We start from the raw sequence: 15,307 nt of genomic DNA, 5'->3' as shown, positions 1-15,307 counted from the left end.
CTCTCCAGCATGACCGGATCCCTCCTAGAGGTGATCGCGCTGAACGTGCGCGACGCCGTGGCCGCTGAGCAGGGCGGAGCCGACCGCCTGGAGGTCGTCGCCGACATGGGTGCCGACGGGCTCACCCCTGCTCCGGAGACGGTCGCCGCGATCGCCGCGGAGTGCCCGCTGCCCCAGATGGTGATGCTGCGCTGCGACGCGACCTTCACCGCCGGTCCCGAGGTGCTCGACCGGCTCCGCCTCGACGTCAAGGCGCTGGCCCAGGCGGGTGCGGCGGGATTCGTGTTCGGCTTCCTCGACGATGCGGGCACCGTCGACCTGGCCGCCACCGAGGCGCTGATCCACGCGGCGTCGCCGCTGCCGTGGACGTTCCACCGCGCCGTCGACCACGCGGCCGACGTCCAGGCGTCGTGGCGGGCGGTACGGCTGCTGCCCAACCTGGCCACGGTGCTCACGGCGGGCTCGCCCGCCGGGGTGCGGTCCGGGCTGCCGGTGCTCAAGAGCCGGGCCGACGCGGGCGACGGCTCCATCATCCTGGCGGGCGGCGGACTCAAGCCCGCCTACGTGCCGTCCCTGCTGGACTACGGCATCCGCGCGTTCCATGTGGGCTCGGCCGTACGGGAGAACTGGTCGATGCCGGTTGACCAGCGCCGCGTCCGCCAGTGGCGCACCCTGGTCGACCGCGACTGACCCCAGCGCGCCCGGGCCGGGCGCGACCGCTCTCAGCCGAGCTCAGCCGAGCTCAGCCGAGCTCAGTCTGGGAGCGTGAGCGCCGCGTCGGCGCGGCGGAGCGCGGCGGCGAGCGTCTTGATCGTGGCGGGCTCGTCCATGACGCCGCCCCCGGCCGCCCGCCGCTCCTCCCAGGCCCGCACCCGGTCCCGGTAGGAGTCGTAGCGCGCCAGATGGAAGGCGTAAACCGTGGCGAACCTGCTCACCAGGTGCGAGGGGTGCATGTCCCAGCCCTGGTAGAACCCATGCCCCAGCGAGTGCCTGACGAGCTCGGCGTGCCGCCGCCACAGCGCGTGCACGTCCTCGGCCGACCCGGAGGCGGGGGAGGCGGCCAGCGACCCGTCGGAGAGCTCGACCCCGGTGCCCGCGAACGCCGTCTGCATCACGTGCCGCGCGTGGTCGCAGGCCGGATGGTCGAGCCGCTGTTCGTGCGGCGGCAGCCCGAGCGCCGCCGTGTAGTCGAACACCCCGAAGTGCGCGCCCGCCAGCCGCCCCCCGAACGACTCGGCCAGCTCCCCGCGCAGGAACAGCACGGTCTGCGGCGCCTCGACCTGGATCTCGAACCGCAGCTCGACGTCCAGCTCCCGCTCCAGCCGCTCCAGGAAGCCGCAGAACTGCCCCAGGTACGCCTCCATGAGGACCTTCGGGAAGGTGACCACGAACCCGGCGGGCAACTCGCCCACCCGCTCGACCACCCCGGTGACGAACCCGTCGAGCGTCCGCACCGACCGCCCGGGATCCCCGTCGGCGAACGACTTGACCCGCAGCCCCCACCGGCGCGGCAGCGCTCCGGCGGCCCGCATCACGGCCACGGCCTCGACGGCTTGCTCGACGTGGCCGTCCTCGTCGCCGGGCCGCCCGCCGTAGCCGTCCTCGAAGTCGATCCGCAGGTCCTCGATCGGCTCGCGGGCGAGCTTGCGCAGCACTCTGTCGTGTACGTCCCGCGCGAGCGCGTCCGGCAGCCCGAACACGGCGGCCAGCTCATCGGGGCCGCTCAGATGCTCCTTGACCAGGTCAAGTGCCTGCGCGCGCCACCCCACGACCGTGCTCGGCGACAGCCGGTCGGCGGGCACGTAGACGGTGTGCACCGGCTGCCAGCCCGGCTCGGCGGCCGGATAGCGGGCCCGCTGGACCCGGTGGGCTTCCTCGAATCCGGGAAGGGACTGGTCTCTCACTGTGGCGCGTCCGTGGTCAGGGTCGGCAGGCCCGCAGCATGGCCTCCAGGCCGGCGAGTTTGACGCGCTCGCCCCGGCCCAGCGACTTGGCCAGCGCGCCCTCCGCCGCCTCGATGGCCAGCCATTCGTCGTACGTCACCGGCCGCACACCCCGTTCTAGCAGCAGCGCGTCGATGGGCGCCGACTGTGTCCGATCATGGCCCGCCAGGTCGGACAGCAGCGTGCGGACCGTCTCCGCCGCGTCCGACTTGTTGGTGCCGATCACGCCTGTAGGGCCGCGCTTGAGCCAGCCCGCCACGTACTCGCGGTCGCGCACCCGTCCGGCCTCGTTGGGCACCGTCATCGACCGTTCGTCGAACGGCACCCCCGGCAGCGGGATGCTCTGGTAGCCGACCGAGCGCAGCACCATGCCCACGGGGAGCGTCTCGAACTCGCCCGTGCCCACCACCCGGCCCTCCTCGGACAGCCGGGTGCGTTCGAGCCTGAGCCCCTCCACCCGGTCCGTGCCGAGGATCTCCACCGGGCGCAGCCAGAAGCGCACGTCGAGGCGGCGCGGGCGGCCGACCGGGGGGCGGGCCGCCCAGGACTGAAGGACGTCGATGTTGCCGCGGATCTGCCGAGGGAAGTCGCCGCCCAGTACGACGGCCTCGTCGTCGCGGACGCAGACGTCGGCGTTCGCCAGCTCGCCGAGCTCCCGCAGCTCCTTCAGCGTGAACTTGGCGTGCTCTGGGCCACGGCGGCCGATCATGTGGATCGCCTTGACCTGGCTGGCGCCCAGACGTTCGAGCACGTCGTGCGGCACGTCCGTGGAGCTGAGCTCGTCGGCGGTCTTGGCCAGCACGCGGACGACATCGACGGCCACGTTCCCGACGCCGATGACCGCGATCTCGGCGCTGTCGAGGGTGAACATGGAGGCGGAGACGTCGGGATGGCCGCAGTACCAGTTGACGAAGTCGGTGGCGGCCACGCTGCCCGGCAGGTCCTCGCCCGGGATGCCGAGCTTCCTGTCGACCATCGCGCCCGTGGCGTAGGCGACCGCGTCGTAGTGGCTCAGCAGGTCCTCGACCGACAGGTGCTCGCCGAGCGTGACGCCGCCGAGGAAGCGGACCTCGGGGAGTTCGAGCACCCGGCGGAGGTAGTTGGCGATCGACTTGATCGACGTGTGATCGGGCGCGACGCCGTATCGCACGAGCCCGTACGGCGTGGGCAGCCGCTCGACGACGTCGACCCGCACGTCCTCCTGCGCCTGTTTGACCAGGGCCTCGGCCGTGTAGATACCGGCAGGGCCCGACCCGATGACCGCCACGCGCAACGTCACGCTGCCTCCTCCATGTCGGCGATTCTGTTACACGGGGCAAGCGTCCCACCAGATGCAACCAGGCGCTGTGATCGATGTATCCCCGATCGCCGGGACGAATGAACCCATCTTCCGCAAAGGGGGTTCATTCGGCGGTCCTTCAGGAGGCGGACGCGCGGGCGCGGAGGACCATCTTGTCGATCTTGCCGTTGGCGTTGGCGGGCAGCGCCTCGACCACGATGATCCGCTTCGGCACCTTGTAGTTGGACATGTTGTCCTTCGCCCAGCCGAGCAGCGTGCCCGGATCGACCGTCATCCCCGGCCTGGGCACCACATACGCCCAGCCCGCCTCGCCAGAGACCGGGTCGGGCACGCCGATCACGGCCGCCTGCGCCAGCGAGCCTTCGCGCAGCAGCAGCGACTCCACCTCGGCGGGTGAGACGTTGAAGCCGTTGACGATGTAGAGCTCCTTCTTGCGGTCCACGATGGCGAGATTGCCCGCCGGGTCGAGCACGCCGATGTCACCCGTGTGCAGCCAGCCGTCCGGATCGACGACCTCGGCGGTCTTGCCGGGCTCGTCCCAATAGCCGCGCATGACCCCGTACCCGCGCTGCAGGATCTCGCCGCGCTCCCCGGTGGCGACCTCCTTGCCGTCGTCGTCGACGATCCGCACCTCGATCCCGGGCACCGCTCTGCCGGTGGTCGCGGCGATCACCTCGATCGGGTCGCCGGACCTGGTCATGGAGACGACGGTGCCCTCCATCAGGCCGTACGCGTTGATCATCCGCTCCAGCCCGACCCGTTCGACCAGCCGGGTGATCAGCGCTGCGGGCACGGCGGCGGCGCCGCAGATGGCCACGCGCAGCGACGACACGTCCCAGTCGGCGCGGTCCAGCTCGTCGAGCAGCCGGTGGAACAGCGTCGGCGGGCCCGCCAGGATGCTCACCCGGCCGTCCGAGATCAGCGACATCAGGGCGTCGGGGGTGAAGATCCTGATCGGCATCATGGTCGCCCGCCGGAGCACGCAGGCGATCAGCCCGGCGTTGAGCCCGAAACCATGGCTGAACGGGGCGATCACCGGATATCGGTCGTGCTCGTCCAGGGTGACGATCTCGGACCAGTCCCAGTAGCCGCGCAGGACCTGGGCGTGGTCCAGCATCACGCCCTTGGGGGTGCCGGTGGTGCCGGAGGTGGACATGATCTCGCACAGATCGCCTGGTCGTACGGCCAGCGCCCGCTCCTCGACGCCCGCGGGGTTTGTGAGGAGCCGCGCTCCCCGCGCCGATCCGGGGCTCAGCATGTGGCGCAGGCCGGTGCCCGGCGGCAGGAGGTCGGCGAGCACGACGCCGGGCGGGCCCTCGCCCGTGACCAGGACCTCGGCGCCGGTCTTCGCGATCATCGCCGCCGCCTCCAGGCCCTTGGCGCGCGAGGAGAGCGGCACGATCACCGCACCGGCGTCCCAGATGCCGAAGGCGTGCATCACCCAGTACGGGTCGTTGACGCCCCACATGGCCACCCGGTCACCCGGCCGGACACCGAGCTCGATGAGCTCGTGTGCCACGCGGGCGGCTCCGGCGCGGAGCTCCGCCATGGTCACGCGGGTGCCGCCGTCGACGATCACGATCGTGTCCGGGTGGCGGTCCGCCTGGTCGCGAAGCATGCGGGGGAGCGTCCCCCAGTCCGGCATCGGTCCCATCGGTGCGCGCCTCCGGTTGCACGATCAAACGGTTACACGATCAGCGCCCGGTCGCGGCCCAGGTGGTGGCCGCGCAGGTCGGTCAGCACGCCGGGGCCCGGCGCCTCGGCGATCTCCGGTGCGATCTCCACGCCGAGCGAGATCGGGGTCAGCCCCTGGATCGCCTGCTGGATCCGCCCCCGCCACATCGGATTGCGTACCAGGCTCTCCCTGCCGAACGTGACCGTGAGCACCGCGGTGTCCAGCGTGCCCGGCCGGCTGATCGTCAGCTCCCATCGGGACACGCCGTCGATCTTGGCCAGCGCCTTCTCGATCCGCGGCAGCGACAGCCACACGCCCCGGACCAGCACGTGCTCGCCGACCGTGTGCGCGGGAGCGGGCAATCCTGGGTCACCGGCTCGCGTGTCGTCGCCGGACGCGGGGGAGTCGGAAGCGGGCGAGTCGGACGCGGGCGAGTCGGTACGCACCACCTGGCCGGTACGCAGGACGGCGTCGCCGAGCGCCGAGTGACCGTGAGGGGTGATCACCAACTCGGCCACCCCGGACGGCTCCGAGTGCCGCAGCACGTCCTTGGTCAGCGAGGCCAGGTGCAGCACGCCGTCCGCCAGGGGAGTGAGCGGGTCGTTCTCGGCCGCCCGCCAGGCCAGGGCGCCGCCGCTGAAGGGGTTGGCGTACACCTCGGTCACGTGGGCGTCGAACTCGCCCGCCAGGTGGCGGAGCGTCCGCTTCGAGGCGATCTCCCCGGTCAGGACGATGTGCCGCAGTCCCAGGTCAAGCGGGTCGAGAAGGAACTCCAGGTGCAGCCTGGCCAGCAGGTCCATCGCACCCGTCGGGGTGGCGACCAGCGTGGTGGCGCCCAGGGCGGACAGCGCGTGGATCAGCCGCATGCGGCCGCGCGGCCCCACGGAGGCCGCCGCCGACGCCACGTCCGCCGCCGCGGTGGCCCAGAGGGCGCCCGCCGGTTCGGACAGCGCCACCACGACCCGGTCGCGTCCGCCCACGCCTGCCGCACGCAGCGCCGCCCCGGTCAGTCCCGCCGCCTCCGCGCGGTCGCCGGACCCGAGCGGGAAGGCGCTGGAGGCGTCGGGAGCGACCAGTAGCAGCCCCGTGGCGGACCGCGCGCCCGCCCGGAGATCGTCCCGCGTCAGCCACCGCGCGGCGGCGGCCTCGGCCGACGCGTCCCGGCCGCTCGCGGAGCCGGCCGTCGGGCCGGCCGTCGGGTCGGTCGTCGGCCCGGTCGTCGGGTCGGCCGTGGAGCCGGTCCCGCCGGTCTCCGGGGCGGTCACTTGGCCACCTCGGTCATGAACAGCGTCATCGCCTCGCACACCCGGTCGTGCGCCAGCCCGCCCACCTGCGCCTGGATGATCAGATCCGTCGCCCCGGCCTCCGCGATCCTGGCCAGGGCCTTGCGCGAGCCCGCCACGTCGTCCACCACGACCATCAGGTGCTCACGCAGCGTCGCCATCGCCTCCTCCGGCGGCATCCCGGCCGCGAGCTGGCCGAGGACCCGATGGGTGGCGTGCCGCGCGTCGTAGTAGTCCGGTGGGGTGACGAGGTTGACCTGGCGGCGGATGTACCAGAGGACGGCGTCGGCGGCCGTCTCGTTGGCCTCGTCGCGGGTGGGCGCGACGAACCAGGGGATCATCAGCGCGACCCGGCGCGAGGCGGGATCGAACCCGGCCGCGGCCAGGCGCTCGCGGTACTGGGCGATGTCGGCGGCCACGTCGTCGATGCCCTTGACCATCGTCATGCCGAGCAGGTTGTAGCCGTGCTCGGCCGCCGCCAGGTAGCCCTCCAGTGATGTCGAGGCCACCCAGACCGGCGGGTGCGGCTGCTGCACCGGGCGCGGATAGACGGCCACGTCCGGGATCTCGAAGAACTCGTTCGAGCGGCTGACCGGCTCTCCGTCGGCCCGCCAGATGGCCAGTGTCGCCTCCAGCGAGTCCTCCCAGATCTGCCGCGACTTCTCGAACGGCCGCTGGAACGCCTGGTACTCCAGGGGTGAGGCTCCGCGCCCGGTGCCGAACTCCACCCGGCCGCCGCTCAGCACGTCAAGGGTGGCGACCCGCTCCGCCGTACGGATCGGCGACTGGAACGGCAGCAGCACCACGCCCAGCCCGAGATGGATCCGTTCGGTCCGCTGGGAGATCGCGGACAGCACCAGATCGGGCGCGGAGGAATGGGAGAACCCTCGGGTGAAGTGATGTTCGACGAACCAGGCGGTGTCGAAGCCGAGCCGGTCGCCGAGCACGACCTGGTCGATCACGTTCTGGAACGCCTGTTGTTCGACCTCGCGGGAGCGCCCGCGGACCTCCAGCTCGTACCCCAGGCTGATCCGTAGGGACGTCATCGCGCCTCCGGCGAAAGTAGTAAACCAAGCGCTCGCTTGGTAGAGACTATCAGCACCAAAGACTTGCGGGAAGGGCGCGTTCGCGATCAGAGTGATGCACGTGAGGCGAAAGCACGCGCTAAGGCGGCCGAAAGATGGCACGCTTCCCGATATGCGGGACGATGACTTCTCGCTCACGAGCGGGCGTGGTTTCGAGGCGTTCGGCCGGGTGATGGCCGCCCTCGCGACCGAGGCCGAGTTCATCGAGACGTGCCGGGATCTGACCTGGTGGCGCGGCGCCGACCACAGCTGGCACATCGAATGGCGCGACGGCCCGTACGCCTCCGAAGTGGCGGCGCTGCTGGCCGCGCAGGTGCGCAATCCCGCGTACGAGGACGAGCTCGGCAGGCCCGCCGGGCCGGGCGACAGCCGGTCGGCGGTGCTCGACGTGATGGGCGTCCGCTTCGAGCTGCGGGCCATCGATCCGCTGGGCCGCGAGCGCGTACGCGACAAGCCGGGATTCTGGCGGCTGGCCGAGGCGCTCGACACCACCCGCAGCACGAACGCCCCGCGCCCCTGGGAGACGCTACTGGGCGGTTGACCGGCCGGCGGGGCCCTGGAAGACGTACGCGGCCAGCCGTTCGCGGTGCGCCCGCGGCGGGCAGAAGAGCTGCGCGTCGGAGGTGGCCCGTTTGAGGTAGCGGTGGGCCGGATGCTCCCAGGTCATCCCGATCCCACCGTGGACCTGGATGTTCTCGCCCGCCGCCGTCAGATACGCCTCGGTGCAGTACGACCCGGCGATCGCCGCGAAGGACTCGGACCCGGCCGCCGCCCGCGCCGCCGACCTGGCCGACTCGACGAGCAGCAGCAGGTCGGCCAGCTTGTGCTTGACGGCCTGGAAGGAGCCGATCGGCCGGCCGAACTGGTGGCGCAGCTTCGCGTGCTCGACGGCCATCTCCAGGCAGCGTTCGGCCCCGCCCACCTGCTCGGCCGCCAGCGCCGCGATGCCGAGGTCGCGCACCCGGCTCCACGCCGCGCCGTCGCCGGCCGGCCGTACCTGGACGTGGTCGAAGGACAGCTCGGCCAGCGGCCGGCTCTCGTCCATGGTCTGGTGCGCCACACGCCGCGTGGGCACGGCCTCGACCAGGAGCCCGTCCGCGTAGGCCAGCACCACGTCGCCCTCCAGCGCGTACGGAACGACGCCCGTGAGCAGGCCGTCCTGGAGGGTCAGGTCGCCCTCGCCCGGCAGGACGACGGTCGCTGTCACCGAGCCGTCGGCCAGCGCGGGCAGCAGCCGGCCCATCGCCGCCTCGTCGCCGCCCGCCTTGAGTGCCTCGACGGCCAGGACGGCGCTCTGCAGGAAGGGGTGGGGGGACAGGGTCCTGCCCAGCTCTTCGGCCACGACCGCGGTTTCGGCCGGGCCGCAGCCCGCTCCGCCGTACTCCTCGGGAACGGCGAGGCCGGCGGTGCCGAGGTCGCGCGCGAACGCCGGCCAGGGCGCGGCGGGACGGTCGGCGAGATAGGCGCGGACGACGGCGCGCAGCTCGTCTGTGACGGTCACCGGGCAAGCTTAACCAAGCGATTGCTTGATTACATACGGTTGTCCTAAATTTGCCTTTTCTGTACAGGCACATAATCTGATTACGGTCGTTCCCAGAAGTTCTCGGGGGAGGGATGACCAGGGACTGGAGATGAAAGAGACAGCACTCGACTATGCCGAGTTCGCCGCATACGAGCGGCGACTACGCCACATCGAGCGACACGTAGTAGCGGCTTTCCTGGGTGGACTGGCCGTCGGCCTGGTCGGCATATTCGCCTCCGACCGGATGCCCCAGTGGCTCGGCCAGCTCTATGAGCCTTATATGTACCTGGCCCTGGCACTGGTCGTCGGGGCGAGCGCGGCGGGCTTCGGGTGGGCGCTGCTCACCACGTTCCTGGCCGCTCTGTCCATGATCGTCGCGACGCTCGGCGGCAACATGCTGCGCGGCGGGACGGACATCAGCCCTGTCGCCGGTGAGCCCGCGGTCGGGTTGAACTGGGCGCTGGTCCTGCTGGTCGGGGTGGGGCTGCTCGCCTACGTGACGAGCCGGACTGACGTCTGGGGCGATGTCGCCGCCGGTGTCATCGGGGCCCTGCTGCTCGCCGACACGGTCGACCGCGCGACGCCCGGCTTCATCGACAGCGAGCCCGCGTTCTGGCCCGGTCCCGCGATCGTGATCGGTGTCCTGTCCGTCGCGCTGGTGCTGGCAATGCGCAGGAGCCTGGCGGGCCGGGTGCGCGCGCTGGCGCTGGCGGCGGTCCTGACCGCCCTGTTCGCGGTCGAGGTGACCGGCGCGCTGGCCGGCTGGATCCCCATCGCCGGATAAGGCCGCGCGGTAGGTTGCTCCGAGTCGATAGCCTGTAGTCCTCCATGTCCGGGCCCCACCAAGGAGTAGCCGTGTTGCTGCGCATGTCGTCGTTGTTTCTTCGCACCCTGCGGGACGACCCGGCAGACGCGGAAGTGCCGAGCCACAAGCTCCTGGTCCGCGCCGGTTACGTCCGGCGGGTGGCGCCCGGCATCTACTCGTGGCTGCCCCTCGGCAAGATGGTGATGGAAAACGTCGCCAAGGTCGTCCGCGAGGAGATGAACCGGATGGGCGGCCAGGAGGTGCTGTTCCCCGCCCTGCTGCCGCGCGAATACTACGAGGCCACCGGCCGCTGGACCGAATACGGTGACACGCTCTTCCGGCTCAAGGACCGCAAGGGCGCCGACTACCTGCTCGGCCCCACGCACGAGGAGCTCTTCGCCGACATGGTCAAGGGCGAATACTCCTCGTACAAGGACTATCCGGTCACGCTCTACCAGATCCAGACGAAGTACCGCGATGAGGCCAGGCCCCGCGCGGGCATCCTGCGTGGCCGCGAGTTCCTGATGAAGGACGCCTACTCCTTCGACCTCGACGACGACGGGCTCAAGCACTCCTACGAGCAGCACCGCGAGACCTACATCCGGACGTTCGACCGGCTCGGCATCAGCTACAAGATCGTGTTCGCCACGTCGGGCGCGATGGGCGGCTCGGCCTCCGAGGAGTTCCTGGCGCCCACGCCCACCGGCGAGGACACGTTCGTCGCCTGCCACTCCTGCGGCTACGCGGCCAACGCCGAGGCCGTCACCACGACCGCGCCCCCGGTCGTCGCCCTCGACGGGCTGGAGTCGCAGCGCGTCCTCGACACCCCCGACACCCCGACCATCGAGTCCCTGGTGTCGTACGTCAACGAGCACCACGGCCTGTCGATCACCGCCGCCGAAACGCTGAAGAACGTCGTCGTCAAGGTCACCACGCCCGGCTCCGACAAGGTCGAGACGCTGATCGTGGGCGTGCCCGGTGACCGCGAGGTCGACTTCAAGCGACTGGAGGCCGCGCTGGCCCCCGGCGAGCCCGCCATCTTCGAGGCCGAGGACTTCGCCAAGCACCCCGGCCTGGTACGTGGTTACATCGGGCCGCAGGTCCTGCGCGACCTCGGCATCCGCTACCTCGTCGACCCCCGCGTGGTCACCGGCACCTCCTGGGTGACCGGCGCCAACGAGCGCGGCAAGCACGCCGCCGGCGTGGTCGCGGGCCGTGACTTCACCCCCGACGGCACGATCGAGGCCGCCGAGGTGCGCGCCGGAGACCCCTGCCCCCGCTGCGGCTCGCCGCTGTCCATCGACCGCGGCATCGAGATCGGGCACATCTTCCAGCTCGGCCGTAAATACGCCGACGCGGCCGGGCTCGACGCCCTGGGCCCGGACGGCAAGCCGATCCGCATCACGATGGGTTCCTACGGCATCGGCGTCTCGCGGGCCGTGGCGGTCATCGCCGAGCAGGCCCACGACGAGCTCGGGCTGGTGTGGCCGCGCGAGGTCGCGCCCGCCGACGTGCACATCGTGGGCACGGGCAAGGACAACCAGATCGAGGCGGCCCTCGAGCTGGCCGCCGACCTGGAGGCACGCGGGCTGCGCGTCCTCGTCGACGACCGGACCGGGGTCTCGCCGGGGGTCAAGTTCAAGGACGCCGAGCTCCTCGGCCTGCCCACGATCGTGGTCGTCGGCCGCGGGCTGGCCCAGGGCGTGGTCGAGCTCCGTGACCGCGTCTCGGGCACCAAGGAGGAGATCCCCCTCGACACGGCCGCCGACCGCGTGCTGGCCGCCTGCTCATAAGGCAAGAACACGGCTCCCCCGCCACTGGCGGGGGAGCCGTGTTTTTTGCGTCAGTCCATCGCCGCGGGCATCTTGATCTTGCCGCGGCGGCGGAGCACCACGGGCCCGATCAGGCAGGCGGCGGCGATCACGAGGATGGCCAGTGACACGGGCCGGGTGAAGAACACCGCCGGATCTCCTTCGCTGAAGGCCAGCGCCCGCCGGAACTGCACCTCCATCAGCGGCCCGAGCACCGCCCCGAGGATCAGCGGCGCCACCGGATAGCCGGCCCGCCGCAGCACGAACCCCACCAGCCCGAACCCGTACGCCACCAGGATCTCGAACACGCTCTGCGAGGTGGCGTAGACGCCCAGCGTCGCGAACGTCAGGATCGCCGCCGTCAGCAGCGCGGCGGGCACGCTCAGCAGCTTCACCCACAGCCGGATCAGCGGCAGGTTCAGCACCAGCAGCATCACGTTGCCGATGTAGAGGCTGGCGATCAGCGTCCACACGAGCACCGGCTGCTGGTCGAAGAGCTGTGGTCCGGGCTGCACGTTGTAGATCTGGAAAGCGATCAGCAGCATGCTGGCCGTGGCCGACGTCGGGATGCCGAGCGTGAGCAGCGGCACCAGCACGCCGGAGAACGCCGCGTTGTTGGCCGCCTCAGGCCCCGCCACACCCTCGATGGCGCCGTGGCCGAACTCCTCCGGGTTCTTCGCCAGCCGCTTCTCGACGTTGTAGCTGAGGAACGTCGGCAGCTCGGCGCCGCCCGCGGGCAGCGAGCCGATCGGCAGGCCGAACGCGGTGCCCCGCAGCCATGGCCGCCAGGACCGGCGCCAGTCGTCACGGGTCATGCCGATGCGTCCGGTCACCTTCACCGGCGCCTGCTCCTGCCGGTTGCGCTGGGCCGCGGTGGCGACCGCCTCGGCCACGGCGAACAGGCCGACGGCCAGCGCCACGACCGGCAGCCCCTCGTACAGCTCGGGGACGCCGAAGGCCAGGCGCGGCTGGCCGGTCATCTGGTCGATGCCCACCATGCCGATCGCCAGCCCGAGGAAGAGGCTGGACAGGCCGCGCACGATCGAGTCGCCCATGAGCGAGGTGACGGTGACGAAGGCGAGCACCATGATCGAGAAGTACTCGGCGGGCTGGATCGACTTGGCGATGGCCGACATGCCCGGCGCCAGGAACGTGATCACCACGGTGGAGATCGTGCCCGCGACGAACGAGCCGATGGCCGCCGTGGCCAGCGCGGCCCCGGCCCGGCCCTTCCGCGCCATCGGGTACCCCTCCAGCGTGGTGGGGATCGACGCCGTCTCGCCGGGGATGTTGAGCAGGATCGCGGTGGTGCTGCCGCCGTACATGCCGCCGTAGTAGATGCCGGCGAACATCACGAACGCGCCCACCGGGTCGAACACCATGGTCAGCGGCAGCAGCAGCGCGATCGTCGTGGCCGGCCCGAGGCCCGGCAGCACGCCGACGAGCGTGCCGACGGTGACGCCCAGCAGGCCGAGCAGCAGGTTCTGCAGGGTGAGCGCGTGCGCGAAGCCGTCGAGCAGATGGCCCAGTACGCTCATCTCAGATCGCCAATCTGATCAGGCCGGGCGGCAGCGTGATGCCCAGCACCCGGTCGAACAGCAGGTACGTCGCCAGCGCCAGCAGCAGGCCCACGACCAGGTCGCGGACCAGCTTGCGGCTGCCGAGCACCCGGGCGACCGCGAGGAAGAACAGCGTGGTGGCCTGCCAGTAGCCCACGGGCACGAGCAGGGTCGCGTACAGGGCGAGCGTGCCGATGAGGAGCAGCACGGGACGCCAGTGGATCCCCTCGTCCTCGCTCTCTCCCTCGCTGCTCACCGGAGCGCGGAACGCCTGCGCCACCCCGATCACCGCCACCACCGCCATGCCGATGCCGACCAGGAGCGGGAAGGCCCGGGGGCCGACGGCCTGGTAGCCGCCGCTGTCGGGGATCATGAACGCCTGCGCCAGCACGACCAGCGCGACCGCCAGGAACCCGGCCGACACGAGCCGGGTGGTCATTTGCCCAGTCCCAGCTCGCCGAGGATGGTGGTGATCTGACCGCGCTGCTCGGTGAGGACCTGCTTGAACGAGTCGCCCGGGGTCCAGGCGTCGACCCAGTTGTTCTGCTTGAGCACCTGCTGCCAGCACGACGTCTGCCGCATCTTGTCGACCATCTTGACGATGTCCTGCTGCTGCGCGGCCGACAGCCCCGCCGGGGCGAGCACGCCGGCCATCGTGGAGATGGCCTGGTCCGAGAGCCCGAGCTCCTTCAGCGTCGGCGCGTCGACGCCCTCGATCCGCTTGTCGCCGTCCACCGCGAGCGCCCTGAGCTCTCCGGCCTGGAGCTGCGCGCGGAGCTCGGCGACGGTGTCGATGCCCGCTGTGGCGGCGCCGCTGAGCAGCAGGTTCATCGACTCGCCGCCGCCCGACGTGGGCACGTAGTTGACCTGCTTGGCGTCGATGCCCTGGCCCTTGGCCAGCCCCGCCACCGTCATCTGCCCGGGGCCGCCGAGCGAGCCGCCGGTCCACTTGACGCCGTGCGGGTCCTTCTTCATCGCGGCGAGCAGCGACTTCAGGTCTTCGTACGGCGCCGACTTCGGCACCACGATCGCGCTCGGCCCCCTGCTCAGCCCCGCGATGGGGGTGAGCGTGGTCAGGTCGACGGGCGAGTGGTTGTTGACGATGCCGCCGAGCATGGTCGCGCTGTCCATGACCATGAGCTGGTAGGGGTCGCCCTTGCTCTTGGCGAACTGGGCGAGGCCGATCGTGCCGCCCGCGCCGGGGACGTTGACGACCGTGGCCTTCGCGGTGGTGATCTTGCACTGGCTGAGCGCGCCGGCGATGCCGCGGGCACGGGTGTCCCAGCCGCCGCCGGGGCTGCCCGGCGCCATGATCGTCAGGGGCTTGCTCGGGTATTCGGCGCCCGCCGCGGTGCTCTCGCCGACCGCGCAACCGGTGGCCAGGACCGTCAGGGCGGCGGCGGCAACAATGATCTTCATGAGTTCTCCCGGGGGGTGAGGATCGAGGTGAAGAAGTCCTTGACCGGCTCCAGCACGCTCATCGGCTGGTGCGCGACGCCTGGCACGACGTCGAACCGGACGTTGATGCCGTGCGCGGCGAAGTTGTCACGCAGCGCCGCCAGCCGTTCGACACGGGTGGTCCCGTAGGCGTCGGCGCCGTCCATCCAGTTGGCGTCGCCCTGGTTGTTGATCTCCCAGGTCTCGACGTCCTCGGCACCCACGACCATCTGTACCGGCACCGCCCCGAGCTCTTCGATCCTGGGCGGCTGGCCGAACTCCTCCTCGAACCCCTTGAGCCCGATCCACCATGGGCTGTCCCAGTCGATGTACGATATCCGCCCTGGTGCACCAATTGACACGCCGGACAACCGGTCCGGATGCAGGTAGGCGAACCGATGGGCGAACTGACCGCCGCCGGAGAAGCCGTGCAGGAGGAATCGCCGGGTGTCGACGTTGAAGCGCTCGCCGACCTCGTCGACCATCGCCAGCAGCACATGGTCGAAGCGGATGCCGCGGTAGTGGATGAACTTGAAGCCGTGCAGGTCCTCCGAGTCCTCGATGCCCGCGGGGAACAGCGGCGCCAGAACCAGGCAGCCCTGCTGCTCACCCCACTCGGCGAGGTTGTCGCGGTACTGCGGCCCGCGCCGTCCCGTCCCGTGCTGCATCACGGCGAGCGGTACCGGCGGGCCGTCGGGCGAGTGGGCCGTCGGCACGTAGAGGCAGTAGGAGAAGCGCTGGTCGTATCGGGAAGCGAAGATCGTGGTGGAGCCGCTGAAATAGAACTCCTTGGGGTGCTTGACTCCGCCGGTTTCGTGTAGTGCCTTGGCCATGGCGCCACAGCCTGGACATATATCCAGTTTCGGACAAGGAGATTGTCGCCAACG

At 71.0% G+C, this 15,307-nt stretch carries 14 protein-coding genes; 4 read left to right on the top strand and 10 right to left on the bottom strand.

Features of this window, described 5'->3' with window-relative positions:
* Nucleotides 1–9 precede the first annotated feature (9 nt).
* Nucleotides 10–690: a copper homeostasis protein CutC gene (locus AB0B91_RS52765; protein ID WP_358338530.1), complete on the top strand. Its 681-nt coding sequence runs from the start codon at nucleotides 10–12 to the stop codon at nucleotides 688–690.
* Nucleotides 691–752: 62 nt separating this feature from the next.
* Here AB0B91_RS52765 and AB0B91_RS52760 read toward each other — a convergent pair whose 3' ends face one another.
* From AB0B91_RS52760 to AB0B91_RS52740, 5 genes are all read right to left on the bottom strand, one after another.
* Nucleotides 753–1,904, bottom strand: coding sequence for an aldolase (locus AB0B91_RS52760; protein WP_358338528.1), 1,152 nt, complete (start codon nucleotides 1,902–1,904; stop codon nucleotides 753–755).
* A 16-nt stretch (nucleotides 1,905–1,920) separates the two neighbouring features.
* On the bottom strand, nucleotides 1,921–3,222 hold the full coding sequence (locus tag AB0B91_RS52755; RefSeq protein WP_358338526.1) for an FAD-dependent oxidoreductase: 1,302 nt from the start codon (nucleotides 3,220–3,222) through the stop codon (nucleotides 1,921–1,923).
* Nucleotides 3,223–3,361: 139 nt separating this feature from the next.
* Nucleotides 3,362–4,861: an AMP-binding protein gene (locus AB0B91_RS52750; RefSeq protein WP_358338523.1), complete on the bottom strand. Its 1,500-nt coding sequence runs from the start codon at nucleotides 4,859–4,861 to the stop codon at nucleotides 3,362–3,364.
* Between the two features lie 68 nt (nucleotides 4,862–4,929).
* The gene (locus AB0B91_RS52745; protein WP_358338520.1) at nucleotides 4,930–6,183 is read right to left on the bottom strand and encodes a hypothetical protein; all 1,254 of its coding nucleotides are present in this window, start codon (nucleotides 6,181–6,183) and stop codon (nucleotides 4,930–4,932) included.
* Nucleotides 6,180–7,247: an LLM class flavin-dependent oxidoreductase gene (locus AB0B91_RS52740; RefSeq protein ID WP_358338517.1), complete on the bottom strand. Its 1,068-nt coding sequence runs from the start codon at nucleotides 7,245–7,247 to the stop codon at nucleotides 6,180–6,182. The genes AB0B91_RS52745 and AB0B91_RS52740 overlap by 4 nt, the downstream gene beginning before the upstream one ends.
* Nucleotides 7,248–7,398: 151 nt before the next feature.
* Here AB0B91_RS52740 and AB0B91_RS52735 point away from each other — a divergent pair, with 151 nt between their 5' ends.
* Nucleotides 7,399–7,827 carry a hypothetical protein gene (locus tag AB0B91_RS52735; RefSeq protein WP_358338514.1) on the top strand — a complete coding sequence of 143 codons (429 nt, stop codon included), beginning with the start codon at nucleotides 7,399–7,401 and terminating at the stop codon, nucleotides 7,825–7,827.
* Here the strand turns inward: AB0B91_RS52735 and AB0B91_RS52730 are convergent.
* Entirely contained in the window at nucleotides 7,813–8,787 is a 975-nt protein-coding gene (locus tag AB0B91_RS52730; RefSeq protein ID WP_358338511.1) for an acyl-CoA dehydrogenase family protein, read from the bottom strand. The genes AB0B91_RS52735 and AB0B91_RS52730 overlap by 15 nt on opposite strands.
* Nucleotides 8,788–8,917: 130 nt before the next feature.
* On the opposite strand from AB0B91_RS52730, the gene AB0B91_RS52725 reads away from it, so the two are divergent.
* Together AB0B91_RS52725 and AB0B91_RS52720 are read left to right on the top strand one after the other, a co-directional pair.
* Nucleotides 8,918–9,592, top strand: a complete 675-nt coding sequence (locus AB0B91_RS52725) for a hypothetical protein (RefSeq protein ID WP_358338508.1) — start codon at nucleotides 8,918–8,920, stop codon at nucleotides 9,590–9,592.
* A gap of 71 nt (nucleotides 9,593–9,663) precedes the next feature.
* Nucleotides 9,664–11,406, top strand: a complete 1,743-nt coding sequence (locus AB0B91_RS52720; RefSeq protein WP_358338505.1) for a proline--tRNA ligase — start codon at nucleotides 9,664–9,666, stop codon at nucleotides 11,404–11,406.
* Between the two features lie 50 nt (nucleotides 11,407–11,456).
* Here the strand turns inward: AB0B91_RS52720 and AB0B91_RS52715 are convergent, their stop codons facing one another.
* From AB0B91_RS52715 to AB0B91_RS52700, 4 genes are read right to left on the bottom strand one after another with little or no spacing between them, the layout of a single operon-like run.
* Nucleotides 11,457–12,962 carry a tripartite tricarboxylate transporter permease gene (locus tag AB0B91_RS52715; RefSeq protein ID WP_358338502.1) on the bottom strand — a complete coding sequence of 502 codons (1,506 nt, stop codon included), beginning with the start codon at nucleotides 12,960–12,962 and terminating at the stop codon, nucleotides 11,457–11,459.
* A 1-nt stretch (nucleotide 12,963) separates the two neighbouring features.
* Complete coding sequence (locus AB0B91_RS52710) at nucleotides 12,964–13,422, bottom strand: tripartite tricarboxylate transporter TctB family protein (RefSeq protein ID WP_358338499.1); 459 nt, start codon at nucleotides 13,420–13,422, stop codon at nucleotides 12,964–12,966.
* Nucleotides 13,419–14,402, bottom strand: coding sequence for a tripartite tricarboxylate transporter substrate binding protein (locus tag AB0B91_RS52705; RefSeq protein WP_358338496.1), 984 nt, complete (start codon nucleotides 14,400–14,402; stop codon nucleotides 13,419–13,421). The genes AB0B91_RS52710 and AB0B91_RS52705 overlap by 4 nt, the downstream gene beginning before the upstream one ends.
* Entirely contained in the window at nucleotides 14,399–15,253 is an 855-nt protein-coding gene (locus AB0B91_RS52700) for a PHB depolymerase family esterase (protein WP_358338493.1), read from the bottom strand. Before AB0B91_RS52700 ends, AB0B91_RS52705 begins: the two co-directional genes overlap by 4 nt.
* Nucleotides 15,254–15,307: the final 54 nt, after the last annotated feature.

Source organism: Nonomuraea sp. NPDC049141 (assembly GCF_040648415.1).
Taxonomy (GTDB): domain Bacteria; phylum Actinomycetota; class Actinomycetes; order Streptosporangiales; family Streptosporangiaceae; genus Nonomuraea.
The sequence above is the reverse complement of the archived record's forward strand: the minus strand, read 5'-3'. Positions and strand labels throughout refer to the sequence as shown.

What these genes read in the sequence shown, in the direction of transcription:
- AB0B91_RS52765 (WP_358338530.1), top strand. Translation starts at nt 10, where the DNA reads ATGACCGGATCCCTCCTAGAGGTGATCGCGCTGAACGTGCGCGACGCC.
- AB0B91_RS52750 (WP_358338523.1), bottom strand. Translation starts at nt 4,861, where the DNA reads ATGCTTCGCGACCAGGCGGACCGCCACCCGGACACGATCGTGATCGTC.
- AB0B91_RS52740 (WP_358338517.1), bottom strand. Translation starts at nt 7,247, where the DNA reads ATGACGTCCCTACGGATCAGCCTGGGGTACGAGCTGGAGGTCCGCGGG.
- AB0B91_RS52735 (WP_358338514.1), top strand. Translation starts at nt 7,399, where the DNA reads ATGCGGGACGATGACTTCTCGCTCACGAGCGGGCGTGGTTTCGAGGCG.
- AB0B91_RS52725 (WP_358338508.1), top strand. Translation starts at nt 8,918, where the DNA reads ATGAAAGAGACAGCACTCGACTATGCCGAGTTCGCCGCATACGAGCGG.
- AB0B91_RS52715 (WP_358338502.1), bottom strand. Translation starts at nt 12,962, where the DNA reads ATGAGCGTACTGGGCCATCTGCTCGACGGCTTCGCGCACGCGCTCACC.
- AB0B91_RS52710 (WP_358338499.1), bottom strand. Translation starts at nt 13,422, where the DNA reads ATGACCACCCGGCTCGTGTCGGCCGGGTTCCTGGCGGTCGCGCTGGTC.
- AB0B91_RS52705 (WP_358338496.1), bottom strand. Translation starts at nt 14,402, where the DNA reads ATGAAGATCATTGTTGCCGCCGCCGCCCTGACGGTCCTGGCCACCGGT.
- AB0B91_RS52700 (WP_358338493.1), bottom strand. Translation starts at nt 15,253, where the DNA reads ATGGCCAAGGCACTACACGAAACCGGCGGAGTCAAGCACCCCAAGGAG.